The 13,955-nt window shown below is 68.8% G+C and carries 14 protein-coding genes; 8 read left to right on the forward strand and 6 right to left on the reverse strand.

Annotation, left to right across the window (positions count from 1 at the left end; genetic code table 11):
* The first annotated feature begins 73 nt into the window (after positions 1-73).
* Positions 74-1,573 (forward strand): hypothetical protein, encoded by a 1,500-nt coding sequence (locus QFZ21_RS12215; RefSeq protein WP_307378197.1) that lies wholly within the window; start codon positions 74-76, stop codon positions 1,571-1,573.
* A gap of 107 nt (positions 1,574-1,680) precedes the next feature.
* Here the strand turns inward: QFZ21_RS12215 and QFZ21_RS12220 are convergent, their stop codons facing one another.
* Positions 1,681-2,745, reverse strand: a complete 1,065-nt coding sequence (locus QFZ21_RS12220) for a LacI family DNA-binding transcriptional regulator (protein ID WP_307378199.1) — start codon at positions 2,743-2,745, stop codon at positions 1,681-1,683.
* A 60-nt stretch (positions 2,746-2,805) separates the two neighbouring features.
* On the opposite strand from QFZ21_RS12220, the gene QFZ21_RS12225 reads away from it, so the two are divergent.
* From QFZ21_RS12225 to QFZ21_RS12235, 3 genes are all read left to right on the forward strand, one after another.
* Positions 2,806-4,032 carry an MFS transporter gene (locus tag QFZ21_RS12225; protein ID WP_307378201.1) on the forward strand — a complete coding sequence of 409 codons (1,227 nt, stop codon included), beginning with the start codon at positions 2,806-2,808 and terminating at the stop codon, positions 4,030-4,032.
* A 9-nt stretch (positions 4,033-4,041) separates the two neighbouring features.
* Entirely contained in the window at positions 4,042-4,737 is a 696-nt protein-coding gene (gene nucS / locus QFZ21_RS12230) for an endonuclease NucS (protein WP_307378202.1), read from the forward strand.
* A gap of 335 nt (positions 4,738-5,072) precedes the next feature.
* A complete protein-coding gene (locus QFZ21_RS12235; protein ID WP_307378204.1) occupies positions 5,073-5,738 on the forward strand; it encodes an HAD hydrolase-like protein in 666 nt (221 codons plus the stop codon).
* Positions 5,739-5,836: 98 nt separating this feature from the next.
* Here QFZ21_RS12235 and QFZ21_RS12240 read toward each other — a convergent pair whose 3' ends face one another.
* A complete protein-coding gene (locus tag QFZ21_RS12240) occupies positions 5,837-6,043 on the reverse strand; it encodes a cold-shock protein (protein WP_046014597.1) in 207 nt (68 codons plus the stop codon).
* Positions 6,044-6,627: 584 nt separating this feature from the next.
* Between QFZ21_RS12240 and QFZ21_RS12245 the strand changes: the two genes are divergently transcribed.
* The 3 genes from QFZ21_RS12245 to QFZ21_RS12255 all read left to right on the forward strand — a co-directional run bounded on the left by QFZ21_RS12245 (position 6,628) and on the right by QFZ21_RS12255 (position 10,367).
* The gene (locus QFZ21_RS12245) at positions 6,628-7,449 is read left to right on the forward strand and encodes a shikimate 5-dehydrogenase (RefSeq protein WP_307378209.1); all 822 of its coding nucleotides are present in this window, start codon (positions 6,628-6,630) and stop codon (positions 7,447-7,449) included.
* A 64-nt stretch (positions 7,450-7,513) separates the two neighbouring features.
* Positions 7,514-9,352: a substrate-binding and VWA domain-containing protein gene (locus QFZ21_RS12250; RefSeq protein WP_307378210.1), complete on the forward strand. Its 1,839-nt coding sequence runs from the start codon at positions 7,514-7,516 to the stop codon at positions 9,350-9,352.
* 7 nt (positions 9,353-9,359) lie between these two features.
* Positions 9,360-10,367, forward strand: coding sequence for a hypothetical protein (locus QFZ21_RS12255; RefSeq protein ID WP_307378212.1), 1,008 nt, complete (start codon positions 9,360-9,362; stop codon positions 10,365-10,367).
* Between the two features lie 19 nt (positions 10,368-10,386).
* Here the strand turns inward: QFZ21_RS12255 and QFZ21_RS12260 are convergent, their stop codons facing one another.
* Positions 10,387-10,824, reverse strand: a complete 438-nt coding sequence (locus QFZ21_RS12260; protein ID WP_307378214.1) for an SRPBCC family protein — start codon at positions 10,822-10,824, stop codon at positions 10,387-10,389.
* A 147-nt stretch (positions 10,825-10,971) separates the two neighbouring features.
* Between QFZ21_RS12260 and QFZ21_RS12265 the strand changes: the two genes are divergently transcribed.
* The gene (locus tag QFZ21_RS12265) at positions 10,972-12,156 is read left to right on the forward strand and encodes an alcohol dehydrogenase catalytic domain-containing protein (protein ID WP_307378215.1); all 1,185 of its coding nucleotides are present in this window, start codon (positions 10,972-10,974) and stop codon (positions 12,154-12,156) included.
* 61 nt (positions 12,157-12,217) lie between these two features.
* Here QFZ21_RS12265 and QFZ21_RS12270 read toward each other — a convergent pair whose 3' ends face one another.
* The 3 genes from QFZ21_RS12270 to QFZ21_RS12280 form a co-directional block, all read right to left on the reverse strand.
* On the reverse strand, positions 12,218-12,505 hold the full coding sequence (locus QFZ21_RS12270; RefSeq protein ID WP_307378217.1) for a hypothetical protein: 288 nt from the start codon (positions 12,503-12,505) through the stop codon (positions 12,218-12,220).
* Positions 12,502-12,702, reverse strand: a complete 201-nt coding sequence (locus QFZ21_RS12275) for a hypothetical protein (protein ID WP_307378218.1) — start codon at positions 12,700-12,702, stop codon at positions 12,502-12,504. The genes QFZ21_RS12270 and QFZ21_RS12275 overlap by 4 nt, the downstream gene beginning before the upstream one ends.
* A gap of 304 nt (positions 12,703-13,006) precedes the next feature.
* On the reverse strand, positions 13,007-13,954 hold the full coding sequence (locus tag QFZ21_RS12280; RefSeq protein ID WP_307378220.1) for a DMT family transporter: 948 nt from the start codon (positions 13,952-13,954) through the stop codon (positions 13,007-13,009).
* Between the last annotated feature and the right edge of the window lies 1 nt (position 13,955).

Genomic DNA, 13,955 nt, shown 5'->3' on the forward strand with positions numbered 1-13,955 from the left:
GTGTCCGTCCAGTTTACCGGGACGAGAGGGCCCCGCGGTTCGCGGGTTCGATGATCGTGGGAGAGTAGCGGTCATGCGGCGGGTCTGGATGCGCGAACTGGCGGGGTGGCTGGGCGCTCTCGGCGTCGCCATCATCGTCGCCGCGCAGGTCGCGGCATCCGCTCGTTCGGAGCTGCTCTTCCGCGACGGCGACTCGCTGATCGTCGCGATGCTCGCCCGTTCTCTCCTCGACGGCGGACCGCAGGACTGGGCGCTCTCAAGCGTTCTCTTCCTGCCCGAGGCGGCAGTGTTCGCCGGCCTCGATGCCGCACTCCCGTTCGACGCGAACGGCGTGTTCGCCGTCAGCGCGGTGGTCAACTTCCTGGCTCTTTACGGGGCGCTGCGCGTGGCGGCGGGTCGTCGGCGGGAGGGGCGGGCGCCCGTGGCGTGGGCGCTCCTGGGACTGGTGACGTTCGGTCTCGTCGCCGCCACCGACACCACCGCATCGCGCGATGCGCTGGACCTCGCCTCACTGCAACTCACCACGACCTACTACTCGGCGACGGTGGTCGGGGGCGTCCTCTCGGTGGGGTTGGCGCGGCGCGTGATCGATCGTGAACGCGGCGGGGCCGGTCTACTGGTCGCCCTCGGTGCCGTGGCCGCGATCTCGACGCTGTCGAATCCGCTGTACGCCGCCTGGGCCACGGTTCCACTCGCTGTCATCCTGGCGTCCTCTGCTCTGCGGCGGGCAGGCAGGGGGCGGATGCTGACGCTGCTGGCGGTGCTGATCGGCGGCACAGCGCTGGGGTTCCTCGGTCGCATTCCGTTCGCGGCATGGATCGCGAACACGGGCGCGGGGTACGCGCAGCCGGAGCGCTGGACCGAGTCCGTCGCCTACTATGGCGGCCTGTTCGCCGACCGCCTCTCCACACCGCTCGGAGTGCTCGGCTGCCTGCTGACGCTCGCGCTCATCGCGTGGGCGGTCCGTCGCACGATTCGGGCGGAGGATGCCGGCGCTCGCCTGGTCGCGGCCGCGGCCTGGGTCCTCCCGGTGCTCGTCGTGGTCGGCGCCGTGGCGCTCGGCACGCACGCCGCGCGATACCTGCAGCCGGTAGTGTTCGCCCCGGTCCTCGCGCTCGTCGCGATGCCCCGCGCCGTGCGACTGCCGCGCCGCGCGACGCGTCAGCTGGTCGCCGTCGTCGGGGTGCTCGTGCTCGTCGGCGCAGCACTCAGCGTCCCGCGCCTGGCGAACGCGGCGAACGCCCCGGACCCGGATCTCGACTGCGTCACCGACTGGGTCGATACATCGGGCCGCACGGGCGCCGGACAGTTCTGGACCGTTCGGCTGCCGAAGCTGCATGCGGAGGACCCTGCGCAGCTGGTGCAGGTCGACCATCAACTGAACGGCTACGCGTGGCTGGTCGACCGCCGCGACTTCGATCCCGGCGAGGTGTCATTCCTCGTCGAGGACGCACAGACGGTGCAGTGGCAGCTGCCGGTGCAGGCGATTCCCGACGAGGTCGTCGTCTGCGGCCGCTACCGCATCCTCGACTTCGGCGACGCGAGACTCCCGCTCGGTCCGCCGCATTCCTGACGCACCTCTGGGTCCCTGCGTGCGGCTCGCTGGGTCCCTGAGCCTGTCGAAGGGCGGCGGTGCTTCGACAGGCTCGGCAACCCAGCGCGTGGCTCGGCAATCTCCGCTCAACGCGCCGCAGGCGCCGCCGTCGTCGTCCCGATGCGGAGCACGCAGGTCAGGTGCTGCGTGATCCCGGGCTCGCCGTGCAGCATCCGCGCGACCTGCTCGCCCGCCGCACGGCCCTTCTCGACGGCCGGCTGCACGCTCGTGGTGAGTGTCACGTCGGCGAGACCGTCCACGGCGATCCCGTCGAACCCCGCGACCGAGAGGTCTTCCGGCACCCGGAGCCCGAGTTCCTCCGCCGCGCGGATCACTCCCACCGCCAGCAGGTCGCTCTGCGCGATGACGGCGGTCGGGCGCGCAGCGGCGTCTTCGAGCAGCATCCGTCCGACGATCACGCCCTCGTCGATGAGGCTGCCGGATGCCGAGATCGCCGGAGCGTCGGGGAACACCTCGCGGAGCCCGGCGAGCCGATCGACCGTGACGTCGACGGTGGCGGTCGCGATGCGGTCCGCGGTCACCGTCCCGCGTTCGCGCTCGCTGTCGACGGGAAGCGTCACCAGGGCGACGTCTCGGTGGCCGAGGTCGTACAGGTGCCGGGCGACGGCGGCCGACGCCGCGGCGTTGTCGAGGGTGATGCGCGGCACGTCTTCTCCCGCGTCTCCTTCGATGACGACGACGGGGAGACCGCGACCACGTACGACCTCCAGAGATGCCCGGGTGCGCCCCGAGCATCCGATCAGCACGAAAGCGTCGACGGGTGCGTTCGCCAACGCGGATCCTTCTTCGCCTGGTTCATCGCGCAACAGGAGGATGCCGGCGCTGAGGTCGGCGAGGCCATCGGTGAGGCCGTCCATCATGGCGGTCGTCACCGGGTCGAGGAACGCCGCCCGCAGATCGCCTTCCAGCACCACCGCGACGATGCCGCTGCGTCCGCGCCGCAGGGATGCCGCGCGCGGGTCCGGCCCTGCGTATCCGAGTCCAGCGGCGGCGGCGAGGACGCGTTCGCGTGTCGCCGCGGCGACTTTGGCCTTGCCGCTGAACACGACGGAGGCCGTGGAGGTGGCCACCCCCGCCTCGCGTGCGACGTCGGCGATCGTTGCTCGGCGCGGCGTCTCCCTGCTGGTCATACTTCGAGGATAGCTCCCTTCCGCACACCGGAGTCGAATCGATTCGATATGCTGTCCCGCATGGATACCGCCCTCACCCGTTCGCAGTTCGTGCGCTGGCGCGCCGCGATCTTCGCCATCTTCTTCGCCAGCGGACTCTCGATCGCGACATGGGCGTCGCGAGTGCCGGGGATCAAGCAGGCGCTCGAGCTCGACAACGCGCAGGTCGGCCTGATCCTGCTCGGCATGGGACTGGCCTCGATCATCGGCATCTCGACGAGCCCCGTGGTGATGGCGCGCACCGGCGCTCGGCGCGGGATGCTCCTGGCGATGCTGACCTTCGCCGTCGGCATCGCGCTCGTCGGGCTGGGTGCGAACGTGTTCGGGTCGGTGCCGATCGTGCTCGCCGGGATGATCCTGTTCGGCTTCGGCAACGGCAGCATCGACGTGATGATGAACGTCGAGGCGACCGCCATCGAGCAGCAGATGGGCAAGACGATCCTGCCCGTCTTCCACGCCTTCTTCAGCTTCGGCACCGTCATCGGCGCCGGCCTCGGCGCCCTGGCCGCCCATCTCTCGATCGACGTCGCCACGCACGCATCGGTCGTGGGCGTGCTGATCATCGTCGTGGCGTTCCTGTGCTTCTTCCAGGTCCCCGCGCAGCAGGCGGCGCTCGATCCGGAAGATCACGAGAAGCCCGCGTTCCGCCAGCGCATGCACGTCGCCCTCGAGGCCTGGCGCGAGCCGCGCACCTATCTGCTCGGCATGGTGATGCTCGGCATGTCGTTCGCCGAGGGCGGCGCGAACGACTGGATCGCGCTCGGCACCGAGCAGGGGCACGGTCTCGCCGAAGGATCCGGCGCCGTCGCACTCGCGGTGTTCTCGATCGGGATGACCGTCGTGCGCCTGTTCGGCGGTCCGCTCGTCGACCGCTTCGGCCGTGTGACGATGCTGCGCATCCTGGCCCTGACCGCGGCATCCGGCATCCTGCTGTTCATCCTCGCGCCCACCCTTCCGCTCGTGCTCGTCGGCGCAGCGCTGTGGGGCATCGGCGCGTCGCTCGGATTCCCGCTGGGCATGTCCGCCGCGGCCGACGACCCTGCGAAGGCGGCGGCGCGTGTGAGCGCGGCGGCGACCATCGGCTACGTCGCGTTCCTCGGCGGGCCCCCGGTGCTCGGCATCATCAGCGAGCACATCGGCCTGCTGAACACGCTGTTCATCCTGGTCGGTCTGGTCGTGGCATCCGGGCTCTTCTCGGGAGCGGCGCGTCCGCTCCGCGACGACGAGAAGACGGCTGTCGGCGGCTAGGCTCGACGGGTGCGTCTCGTCATTGCCCGTTGCTCGGTCGACTACACCGGTCGGCTCAACGCCCACCTTCCCCTCGCCACGCGTCTGCTCGTGCACAAGGGCGACGGGAGTCTTCTCGTGCACTCCGACGGCGGCAGCTACAAGCCGCTGAACTGGATGAGCCCGCCGTGCTCGCTCTCGAGCGAGGTTCCCGGCGAGGAAGAGGCGAGCGCGGGCGTCGTCGAGGTGTGGCGCGTCACGCACAAGAAGACCGGCGATGCGCTGCGCGTGCAGATCTACGAGATCATCCACGACACCTCGCACGAGCTGGGCCTCGACCCGGGCCTGCAGAAGGACGGCGTCGAAGCCGACCTGCAGCGGCTGCTCGCCGAGCAGGTGGAGCGCATCTCTGAGGGCGCGACCCTCGTGCGTCGCGAGTACCCGACGGCGATCGGTCCGGTCGACCTGCTGGTGCGGGATGCCGACGGTGCCGCGATCGCGGTCGAGATCAAGCGCCGCGGCGACATCGACGGCGTGGAGCAGCTGACCCGCTACCTCGAACTCCTCGGCCGCGACCCGCACCTCTCCCCCGTGCAGGGCGTGTTCGCCGCGCAGGAGATCAAGCCACAGGCGCGCGTGCTCGCCGAGGATCGCGGCATCCGCTGCCTCGTGCTCGACTACGACGACATGAAGGGCATCGAGTCCGGCATCCCCCGGCTGTTCTGACGCGCGGCCAGCCGACGTTCCAGCGTCTCGATCCTCGCGTCCAGCCGAGCGATTCTCTTCTCCTGGCGAACGGACTCCGCTCTGGCGAGGCGCGCGTCCGATCGCGCGAACATCCACCCGAACGAGCAGAACATGGCGACCAGCATCGCGCCGCAACAGACAGCGATCAGGATCAACTCCATCAGCACGCGCAGCTCCTCTCCCCGCCGATTCAGCGGCCTCTTCGGACTGTAGTCAGCGCTCAGAAGTCCGTGCACGAACTGTGGAAAACAGCATCCGCTGCACACCCGTGCAGGAAGGACTGACCTCCGCCCGCGGCCCCATAGGCTGGAGGGATGGCCTCCTCTCCCTACTCCTGCGTGCTGTGGGACGTCGACGGCACCATCGTCGATGCATCCGTCGGCATCCTCCGCCGGCTCGACATCGCGCTCACCCACTTCGGCCGGCCGGCGCCGACCCGCGCGGAGCTCATCCACTGGATCGGGCCGCCCATGTTCGACTCCTTCCAGGACCAGGCGGGTATGACCCCGGCGGAATCCACCGAGGCCGTCGCCTTCTATCGCACGCTCGGCAAGGCCGACGGGTACACGACCGACGCGGCGACGTACCCGGGCATGATCGAGCTGATCCACGACCTGCATGCCGCCGGCGTGCCCCAGGCGACGGCGAGTTCGAAGCCCGAGATCCAGGTCGATGCCCTGATCGACCATTTCGGATTGCGCCCGGCCTTCCTGACCACGGTCGGAGCCACGCCTGACGAGGCGACGCTCGCATCGAAGACCGACATCGTCGCCGAAGCCCTGCGCCGACTGCGCGAACTCGGCGCCGACACCTCGCGTCCCGTGCTCATCGGCGACCGGCATCACGATGTCGAGGGCGGGAACGCCAACGGCGTGCCGGTGATCTTCGTCGAGTGGGGCTTCAGCGAGCACCACGAAGGCGACGAGGCCGCGTTCCGCGTGTCGTCCGTCGCCGAACTGCGCGCGCTGCTGCTCGCCTGACGACTCGCGCGAAGCTGCGGGACCCGCCACAAGCACAGAACTCCCCGCCGGATGACGCACGAGGCGCATCCGGTCGGGGAGTTCTCTGTTCCGACCGCTTAGAGCGGACGGATGTTCTCTGCCTGCAGGCCCTTGGGGCCCTGCGCGACGTCGAACTCGACTCGCTGGTTCTCATCGAGAGACCGGTAGCCGGATGATTCGATGGCGGAGTAGTGCGCGAATACGTCGGCGCCGCCGTCGTCGGGGGAGATGAAGCCGAAGCCCTTCTCCGAGTTGAACCACTTGACCGTGCCCTGAGTGCTCATGTACTGCCTGTTCGTTCTACTGATGAAGAAGCCGACGCAGGGGTGCCCCGACAGCGCTAACGCTAACGGAGCAGGCGCTGAGCGGAATAGCCAGTGCCAGAAGGTAACCGAAATGTTGCACGAGCGGCATCCGTCCGTCATCTGACGGGGCGTCTGCGGTGCAGGCATCGGGCCGCGATGCGGGCCCGGAAAATGGTGTGGCCCTCACCGCGGGGGGAGCGATGAGGGCCGAAGACGACCGGAGGGTGCGTCAGAGACAGCCTAACCCCTTTTCGGCATCCTTGTCCCCCTTTTGGGGGACAAACCGGAAAAACGGTGCGCGGACGATAGCGGCCCCCTCGAGTAGCCCATTGGGGACTGAACTACTCGAGAGGGCCCAATCGCATGCACGGATCGCCCTGCCTCTGGGGAAGGCACCTGTCCTCTGGGGAAGGACGGAGACGATCGATCCCCTTGTGCATGCACCTTCACCATAGGGGAGGAAGCGGGAACTTCGCCACGGACGTCCGGGGGTTCCGAAAAGTGTCGCGAGGCCCTCCGTCCTTCCCCGGATCGACGGCATCCCGAGGCAGTAGCCTGAGGCGGTGACGATGCTGAACAAGGACATGACGCTGTGCATCTCGCTGTCGGCGAGGCCCAGCAACAACGGAACCCGGTTCCACAACTTCCTCTACGAGGCGCTCGAGCTGAACTGGATCTACAAGGCGTTCGCGCCCACCGATCTCGCCCTGGCGATCGGCGGCGTGCGCGGACTCGGCATCCGGGGCTGCGCGATCTCGATGCCCTTCAAGGAAGAGGTGATCGCGCTGGTCGACCGGATGGATCCGTCGGCGACCGCGATCGACTCCGTCAACACCATCGTGAACGACGACGGCGTGCTCACTGCCTACAACACCGACTACTCGGCGATCGCCGAGTTGATCGAGCGCAATCAGCTCGCCCCGGAATCCTCGGTGCTGCTGCGCGGATCGGGCGGCATGGCCAAGGCGACCGCGGCGGCGTTCCGCGACGCAGGCTTCGCCGACGTGACGATCGTCGCCCGCAACGAGGCGAACGGCACGGCGCTGGCCGCGCTCTACGGATACGAATGGATGCCGGATGCCGGTGGCGCCACCGCCGACATCCTCGTCAACGTCACCCCGGTGGGCATGGCCGGAGGCCCCGACGAGCATGCGGTCTCGTTCTCGGAGGAGGCGATCGCCGCGGCATCCGTCGTGTTCGACGTCGTCGCGCTCCCCGCGGAGACGCCCCTGGTTGCCGCCGGTCGTGCTGCCGGCAAGACCGTCATCACAGGAGCCGAGGTGGCGACGCTGCAGGCGCTCGAGCAGTTCGTGCTCTATACCGGCATCCGCCCGTCGGCCGAGCAGGTGCGTGCCGCCGAGGAGTTCATGCGCACCGCGCCGTGAGGGCCCGAGGCGGCGATGCGGAAAGTGCGTGATCGGGAGCCCGATACCTGGGTAGCCTAGGCGCATGAGCGAGCCCCGCAACGCACGACGGTCCATCGCCCGGCGGACGACCACCGCCCTCGCCACTGCGGCGATCGCGGCACTGGTGCTGGCGGCGTGCACGGGCGGAGGCGACGACGGCACGACCGAGGAGAGCCAGGGCTTCCCGGACGACGGCTGCACCCACATCACCATCGCGACCTCGTCGGAGAAGGTCAACATGCTCGACGAGCTGGCGACCGCGTTCAAGGAGTCCCCCGAGCACGACGGCCTCGACACCTGCGCCACCGTGCGCCCGACCAACGTCTCGTCGGGCAACGCAGCGCGGTACCTGACCGCGGGCGGCGACTGGCCGAGCGACGACCGTTCGCTATGGCCGACGCTGTGGTCGCCGGCATCCACCGTCTGGACCGATCGGGTCGCCGCCGCTGCCTCGCCGAGCCTGGTCGGAGCACCGGCCTCGTTCACCCGCACACCGGTCGTGTTCGGCATGCCGGAGCCGATGGCGAAGGCGCTCGGCTGGCCGTCGAAGCCCATCAGCATCACCGACCTCGAGGGCCTCTGCCAGAACCCCGACGGGTGGGGCAGTGTCGGCAAGGACATCTGGGGCGCCTTCAAGATCTCGAAGACCAACCCCAACACCTCGACGACCGGGCTGTCGACGATCCTCATGCAGTCGTACGAGGCGTCCGGCAAGGCCGAGGGCCTGACGTCGGACGACGTGGATGCCGCGGCCGACTTCTCCCGCGTGTTCGAAGAGTGCGTGATCCACTACGGCGACACCACCGGCAACGTGCTGTCGACGCTGTACGACGAGACGCAGAACGGCGCCAACGGCTCGGCGTACGTCTCGGCCGTCGCGCTCGAGGAGACCTCGCTGCTCAACTACAACAAAGGCAACCCCGACTCGCACACGGTGCAGCCGGGCGAGACGCTGACCCCGCCGAAGACCAAGCTCGTCGCGGTCTACCCGGCCGGCGGCTCGATGTGGTCGGACAACCCCGTCACGGTTCTCGGCGCCGACTGGGTGACGGCCGAGCAGCGCGCGGCCGGTGAGGCGTTCGCCGAGTTCCTGCAGACGAAGCCCGCGCAGCAGGTGCTCCCCGAGTACGGCTTCCGTCCGCTCGACGAATCGGTCGCGCTCGGCGACCTGTTCACGGCGAAGTTCGGCGTCGATCCCGCGCAGCCGGCCGTCACGCTCCCGAAGCCCGAAGTCGACGTGATCTCCACCGCGATCGACCAGTGGACGCAGGTGCGCAAGCCCTCGTCGGTGCTGGAGCTCATCGACATCTCCGGGTCGATGGACGACCCGATCGGCGACGGCCGTTCCCGCCTCGACGGCGCGATCGAGGGGGCGCAGACGACGCTCGGGCACTTCCGCTCGTCCGATGAGGTCGGCGTCTGGGCGTTCACGACCGGAATCGAGTCCGAGGAGGGCGAGGGCATCCAGGTGGTGCGCGACGTCACCCCGCTCGCCTCCGACGGCGAGAACCTGGACTCCTCCCTCGACGACCTGCGCTACGCGCAGCGCAACGGCACGCCGCTCTACGACGCGGTGCTCACCGCGTACAAGGCGATGAAGGAGCGTGCGGAGCCCGGACGCATCAACGCGATCGTCGTGCTGTCCGACGGGGAGGACACGGATTCGGCGACGTCGCTCGACTCGCTCATCGCGAAGATCGGCAAGAGCACCAAGGAGGGCGGCGACGACGCCCCGGTGCGCATCTTCACGATCGCCTACGGCGAGGGCGCGGATCCGACGGCCCTGCAGCGCATCGCCGACGTCACCGGCGGCCAGATGTTCGACGCCTCGGATGCCGAGCGCATCGACCTCGTCTTCGCCTCCGTGATCAACAACTTCTGAGGTGGGCATGATCATCGCGTCGACCTCGGACAACCCGTGGGTCAACGATGCCGTCGCGGGGCTCGGCTCCGAGAACGTCTACGTCGACTCGAGCATCCCGGGGGCGGCGTCGCTGAAGGCCGAGCTCCAGCAGAGCCTCCCCGATGACGGGTCGATCGCGATCGTCATGCTGCCGGCGGTGGCCAAGGACGAGGCGTATGCCGGGCAGGCGCTCACCGAGATCGCGAAGGCGTCGGATCAGAAGACCATCGTGCTGGCGATCGGCGACGATGTGCAGGCCACCTCGACGGCGATCGATCCCGCAGAAGCGCTGCGCATCGCCAACGAGAGTGAGACTGCGGCCGGCGACGACACGCAGGCGGCACTCGTCGAGACCGTGCAGCAGATCGCCGAGGAGATCCCGTCGTCACCCGGCGGCAGCACGGGCGGCGGCGGGGCCGACCTGCTGCTGCCGCTCGTGATCGGCGGCGTGGTGCTCGTCGCGGCCGCCGGCACCGCGTTCGGCCTCATCGCACGTCGGCGTCGCCGGGTGCCTGCGGCGAGCGCGGATCCGGTGCCGCCCGGCATCCGCCTTCGCGTCGATCGGCTGCGCGAACTGCGCGGCGAGTACGCGGCACTCTCCGGCAACCCCGTCGCCGGAGAGACGGCCGCCGGCATCGACGCACTCGCCTCGCACGTCGAGCAGCTGTTCGTGCGCCTGGACGCGAAGGCCGGCGAGGACCAGAGCGTGCTCGCCGAGGTGGAGTACTCCGACAAGCTCGCGCGGCTCGTGGCGGCGCTCGAACGCGACTACTTGCTCGACCTGCTGACGCGGCCCGACCTCTGGGATGCACCGGACGAGCGCATCGGCGAGGTGCGCGAGGCGCTCGCGGCTGTCACCACCCAGATCGTCGACAACATCAAGCAGGTCAACGCCCGCAGGGGACTGCTGTTCCAGGTGTCCCTGGACTCCCTCATCGGGCGCTCAGAACTGCGCGACTGGGAGCGGCAGTTCAAGAACAGCGCGGGAGAATGACCGCCCACGGCTTCGCGGATCAGTCCGCGCGGCCCTCGGCGAGGTAGGCGAGGCGCTGCAGCGTCTCGGCGTTGCGCCAGCGCAGCATCGGCGTCGTGAGGAACCGCGGCACCAGCGTCGCCGGCCCCTTCACGGGATCCTCGTCGATGCGCACCAGGCACCCGGAGCTGAGCTTCCGCGCGCGGATGGTGACGGTGGCTTCGCCGACCGGCCAGCCGCGGGCGCGGAGCACGGCCCGGTGCGGCGGGTCCCACTCCTTCATCTGCGTGGTGTCGTCGATCAGCGCGGGCCAGACGCCGAAGGAGTGATGGAGCTCGGCGCCGGGGCCGGGCCACGCCTCGTCCACGTCTCGCATGCGCGACGCACCCACCACCCAGGCGGGATAGAGCCAGCCGTTGCCGAGCACGCGAAACACGTCTTCCGGGGTGCAGTCCATCGCGCGAGTGTTGGTCGCCATCATGCCTCCTGTCCGAACTCCCCATGGTGCGGCCGAGATGGGCGCCTGGCGAGGTGCTTGACAAGGTCGGAGCGCGCCTGTCAACCCGGTGTGCGATTCCGTCGACGGAGCGGAACGTGGAAGAACCTAGACCACACGGAGGACACGATGAAGGCACTGACCTGGCAGAAGAAGCGCACGGTGACGGTCGAAGAGGTTCCCGACCCGACGATCCAGCAGCCGGAGGACGCGATCGTCCGCATCACCTCCTCGGCGATCTGCGGCTCCGACCTGCATCTGTACGAACTGCTCGGGCCCTTCCTCGATCGGGGCGACATCCTCGGCCACGAGCCCATGGGTGTCGTCGTCGAGGTGGGATCCGGAGTCTCGAAGCTGAAGGTCGGCGATCGGGTCGTGATCCCCTTCAACATCTCCTGCGGCGAGTGCTTCATGTGTCAGCGGGGTCTGCAGTCGCAGTGCGAGACCACACAGGTGCGCGAGTACGGCAGCGGAGCGTCACTGTTCGGGTACACCAAGCTCTACGGCCAGGTGCCCGGCGGTCAGGCGGAGTACCTGCGGGTGCCCCTGGCCGACTACAACCACATCCTGGTGGGGTCGGACCTGCCGGATGAGCGGTACCTCTTCCTGAGCGACATCCTCCCCACCGCCTGGCAGGGCGTGGAGTACGCGCAGGTGCCCGAGGGCGGCACGCTCGCGGTGATGGGCCTCGGTCCGGTCGGACAGTTCGTGTCGCGGATCGGCCGGCATCGCGGATACCGGGTGCTCGCCGTCGACCCCGTGCCCGAGCGGCGCGCGATGGCCGAGCGCCACGGCATCGAGACGTTCGACCTCACCGACACCATCGTCGACGAGCTGCGCGACCTCACGGAAGGACGCGGAGCGGACTCGGTCGTCGATGCCGTCGGGCTCGAAGCGCACGGCAACGGCGGGGTCGCGTTCATGCAGAAGGCGGTGAGCCTGCTGCCCGACGCCGCAGCCCGACAGGTGCTCGACAAGGCCGGCATCGACCGACTCGCGGCGGTGTACGCATCCATCGATGCCGTTCGACGCGGCGGGAGCGTCTCGCTGAGCGGGGTCTATGCCGGCGACGCCGACATCATGCCGATGAAGACCCTGTTCGACAAGCAGATCAGCATGCGGATGGGGCAGTGCAACGTGAAGAACTGGGTCGACGGCCTGCTGCCGCTGGTCGAGGACCCCGCCGACCCGCTCGGAGTGATGGATCTGACCACGCACCACGCACCGCTCGAAGACGCTCCCGAGCTCTACAGCACGTTCCAGAAGAAGGAGGACGGCTGCATCAAGGTCGTCCTGCATCCATCAGCCGCGTAGGCGTCGATGACATGAAGACGCGCCCCGGGATCTTCACCGGGGCGCGTCTTCGTATGCGGGGTCACTCGCCGGAGCGGTTGCCGATCCCGGGTTCGTCGTTGTGCTCGGAGCTATACGAGTCGAGCTCTTCCTTGGCCGACGCCTCCGTGGCTTCGTCGACACCCACCGCGGCTGCCGCGCCCGAGTCGGCTCCGCCGCCGCCGGCGGGAGTGTCGCCCACGTAGAGCAGCTCACCCGAATCCTCGCCCTCGCGTGCTTCGAGGTGCTCGGAGATGCGCGCCTGGGCGTCGGACTCTGCGGCCGAGCCGACGTTCGCCGACCCGGCGTCGCGCTCCGCTCCGCCGGTCATTCGGCTGTCCGCAGATCGTTCGGGGCGTCGCCGCTGTGGCCGCTGCCCTCGTCTTCGGGAGCCAGATCGCCCTGGCCGTCTTCGTCGAGCTCCGCCTCGAGGGGCTCGTCGCCCTGCGTCTCGGGCTGCTCGGTGTCGGTGGGGAAGGCGCCCTCTTCAGGCTCGATGCTGTTCGCGAGTGCTTCAGGGTTCGACATCGTGTGCTCCTTCGGTTGGATATCCCAGGATCGATCGGATGCTGCGCGGAAGCACCTCCGTTGACAACTCGGGATGCCGAAGGTAGCGCGGTCCCTTCGGCATCCTTCGCTACATCACGAAAGGGGCATCCCATTCCGGAATATCAAGATGCTGTCGATGAAACTCGTCGTCGCCGCGTTGTTGTCACGATCCGTATCGGGCATTCCCCGCAAGAGCGATCTGGAAAGCGTGACGCCCTTGCCACTGTGAGGGTGTTCGACCAGGCAGAATGCGGCTCAAAAGTCCGATGCTCTGCCAACTGAGCTAGTGAGCCGTCGGCGCCGTGCGGAGCTCCAGCCGCTGTCCCCACATGGTGCCGATGAGGACGAGCACGACGCCGACGATCCCGAGGGCACCGAGTCTGTCGCCGGCGATCATGACCCCGATCAGCGCGGCCCAGACCGGTTCGGTCCCGAGCAGCAGGCTCACCCGGGTCGGCGAGGTCTTGCGCACCGCCCACATCTGGATGAAGAACGGGAACACCGTGCAGATGATCACGAGGTACGCCATCCACAGCCAGTCGGTCGCGTCCATGGCCGTCAGGTATTCGCCGATCGACACTCCCCAGATGCTGGAGAGCGCGAGGAACACGACGGCGCAGGTCAGCATCTGCACGAAGGTCAGCGAGAGCGAGTCGACGCGGTGCACCGCGGTGAGGCGATGCATGCCGGTGACGTGCACAGCGCGAGCGAACGCCGCCGCGAGGATCAGCAGGTCGCCCAGAGCGAAGGCGGTGAACGAGCCGCCGGTGGCCAGGAAGTACACCCCGGCGACCGCGATCAGCGCGGCGAAGTAGAACAGGCCACCCAGCCGACGCTTGATCACCACCGATTCGAGCACCGGCGTGATGACGATGGTGAGGCTGATGATGACGCCGGCGTTGGTCGCACTCGTCATCGCGATGCCGAACGTCTCGAAGACGAAGACCGTGGAGAGCAGGATGCCGAGGATCACGCCCACGCGGAACGCCGTGCGCGTCAGCTTCGCACGCAGCAGGAGGAGGAGAGCGCCGAGCGCGACCGCCGTGAGTGACATCCGCACGGCGAGCATCGCCAGCACGGAGTCGTCCGTGACCAAGAGCTTCGCGACGAGGTACGTCGATCCCCACGCGATCGCGACCGCGAGCAGCAGCAGATCCGCCGCCCGTGATCGCGCCCGACGTACGGGCGTGGCTTCCTCGACCGCTGCGGACGCTCTCGGACCCTGCGCCACC

It is taken from the genome of Microbacterium sp. W4I20 (genome assembly GCF_030816505.1).
GTDB lineage: Bacteria > Actinomycetota > Actinomycetes > Actinomycetales > Microbacteriaceae > Microbacterium.

What these genes read in the sequence shown, in the direction of transcription:
- QFZ21_RS12225 (WP_307378201.1), top strand. Translation starts at nt 2,806, where the DNA reads ATGGATACCGCCCTCACCCGTTCGCAGTTCGTGCGCTGGCGCGCCGCG.
- QFZ21_RS12265 (WP_307378215.1), top strand. Translation starts at nt 10,972, where the DNA reads ATGAAGGCACTGACCTGGCAGAAGAAGCGCACGGTGACGGTCGAAGAG.
- QFZ21_RS12250 (WP_307378210.1), top strand. Translation starts at nt 7,514, where the DNA reads ATGAGCGAGCCCCGCAACGCACGACGGTCCATCGCCCGGCGGACGACC.
- QFZ21_RS12255 (WP_307378212.1), top strand. Translation starts at nt 9,360, where the DNA reads ATGATCATCGCGTCGACCTCGGACAACCCGTGGGTCAACGATGCCGTC.
- QFZ21_RS12275 (WP_307378218.1), bottom strand. Translation starts at nt 12,702, where the DNA reads ATGTCGAACCCTGAAGCACTCGCGAACAGCATCGAGCCTGAAGAGGGC.
- QFZ21_RS12270 (WP_307378217.1), bottom strand. Translation starts at nt 12,505, where the DNA reads ATGACCGGCGGAGCGGAGCGCGACGCCGGGTCGGCGAACGTCGGCTCG.
- QFZ21_RS12235 (WP_307378204.1), top strand. Translation starts at nt 5,073, where the DNA reads ATGGCCTCCTCTCCCTACTCCTGCGTGCTGTGGGACGTCGACGGCACC.
- QFZ21_RS12240 (WP_046014597.1), bottom strand. Translation starts at nt 6,043, where the DNA reads ATGAGCACTCAGGGCACGGTCAAGTGGTTCAACTCGGAGAAGGGCTTC.
- QFZ21_RS12220 (WP_307378199.1), bottom strand. Translation starts at nt 2,745, where the DNA reads ATGACCAGCAGGGAGACGCCGCGCCGAGCAACGATCGCCGACGTCGCA.
- QFZ21_RS12215 (WP_307378197.1), top strand. Translation starts at nt 74, where the DNA reads ATGCGGCGGGTCTGGATGCGCGAACTGGCGGGGTGGCTGGGCGCTCTC.
- QFZ21_RS12260 (WP_307378214.1), bottom strand. Translation starts at nt 10,824, where the DNA reads ATGGCGACCAACACTCGCGCGATGGACTGCACCCCGGAAGACGTGTTT.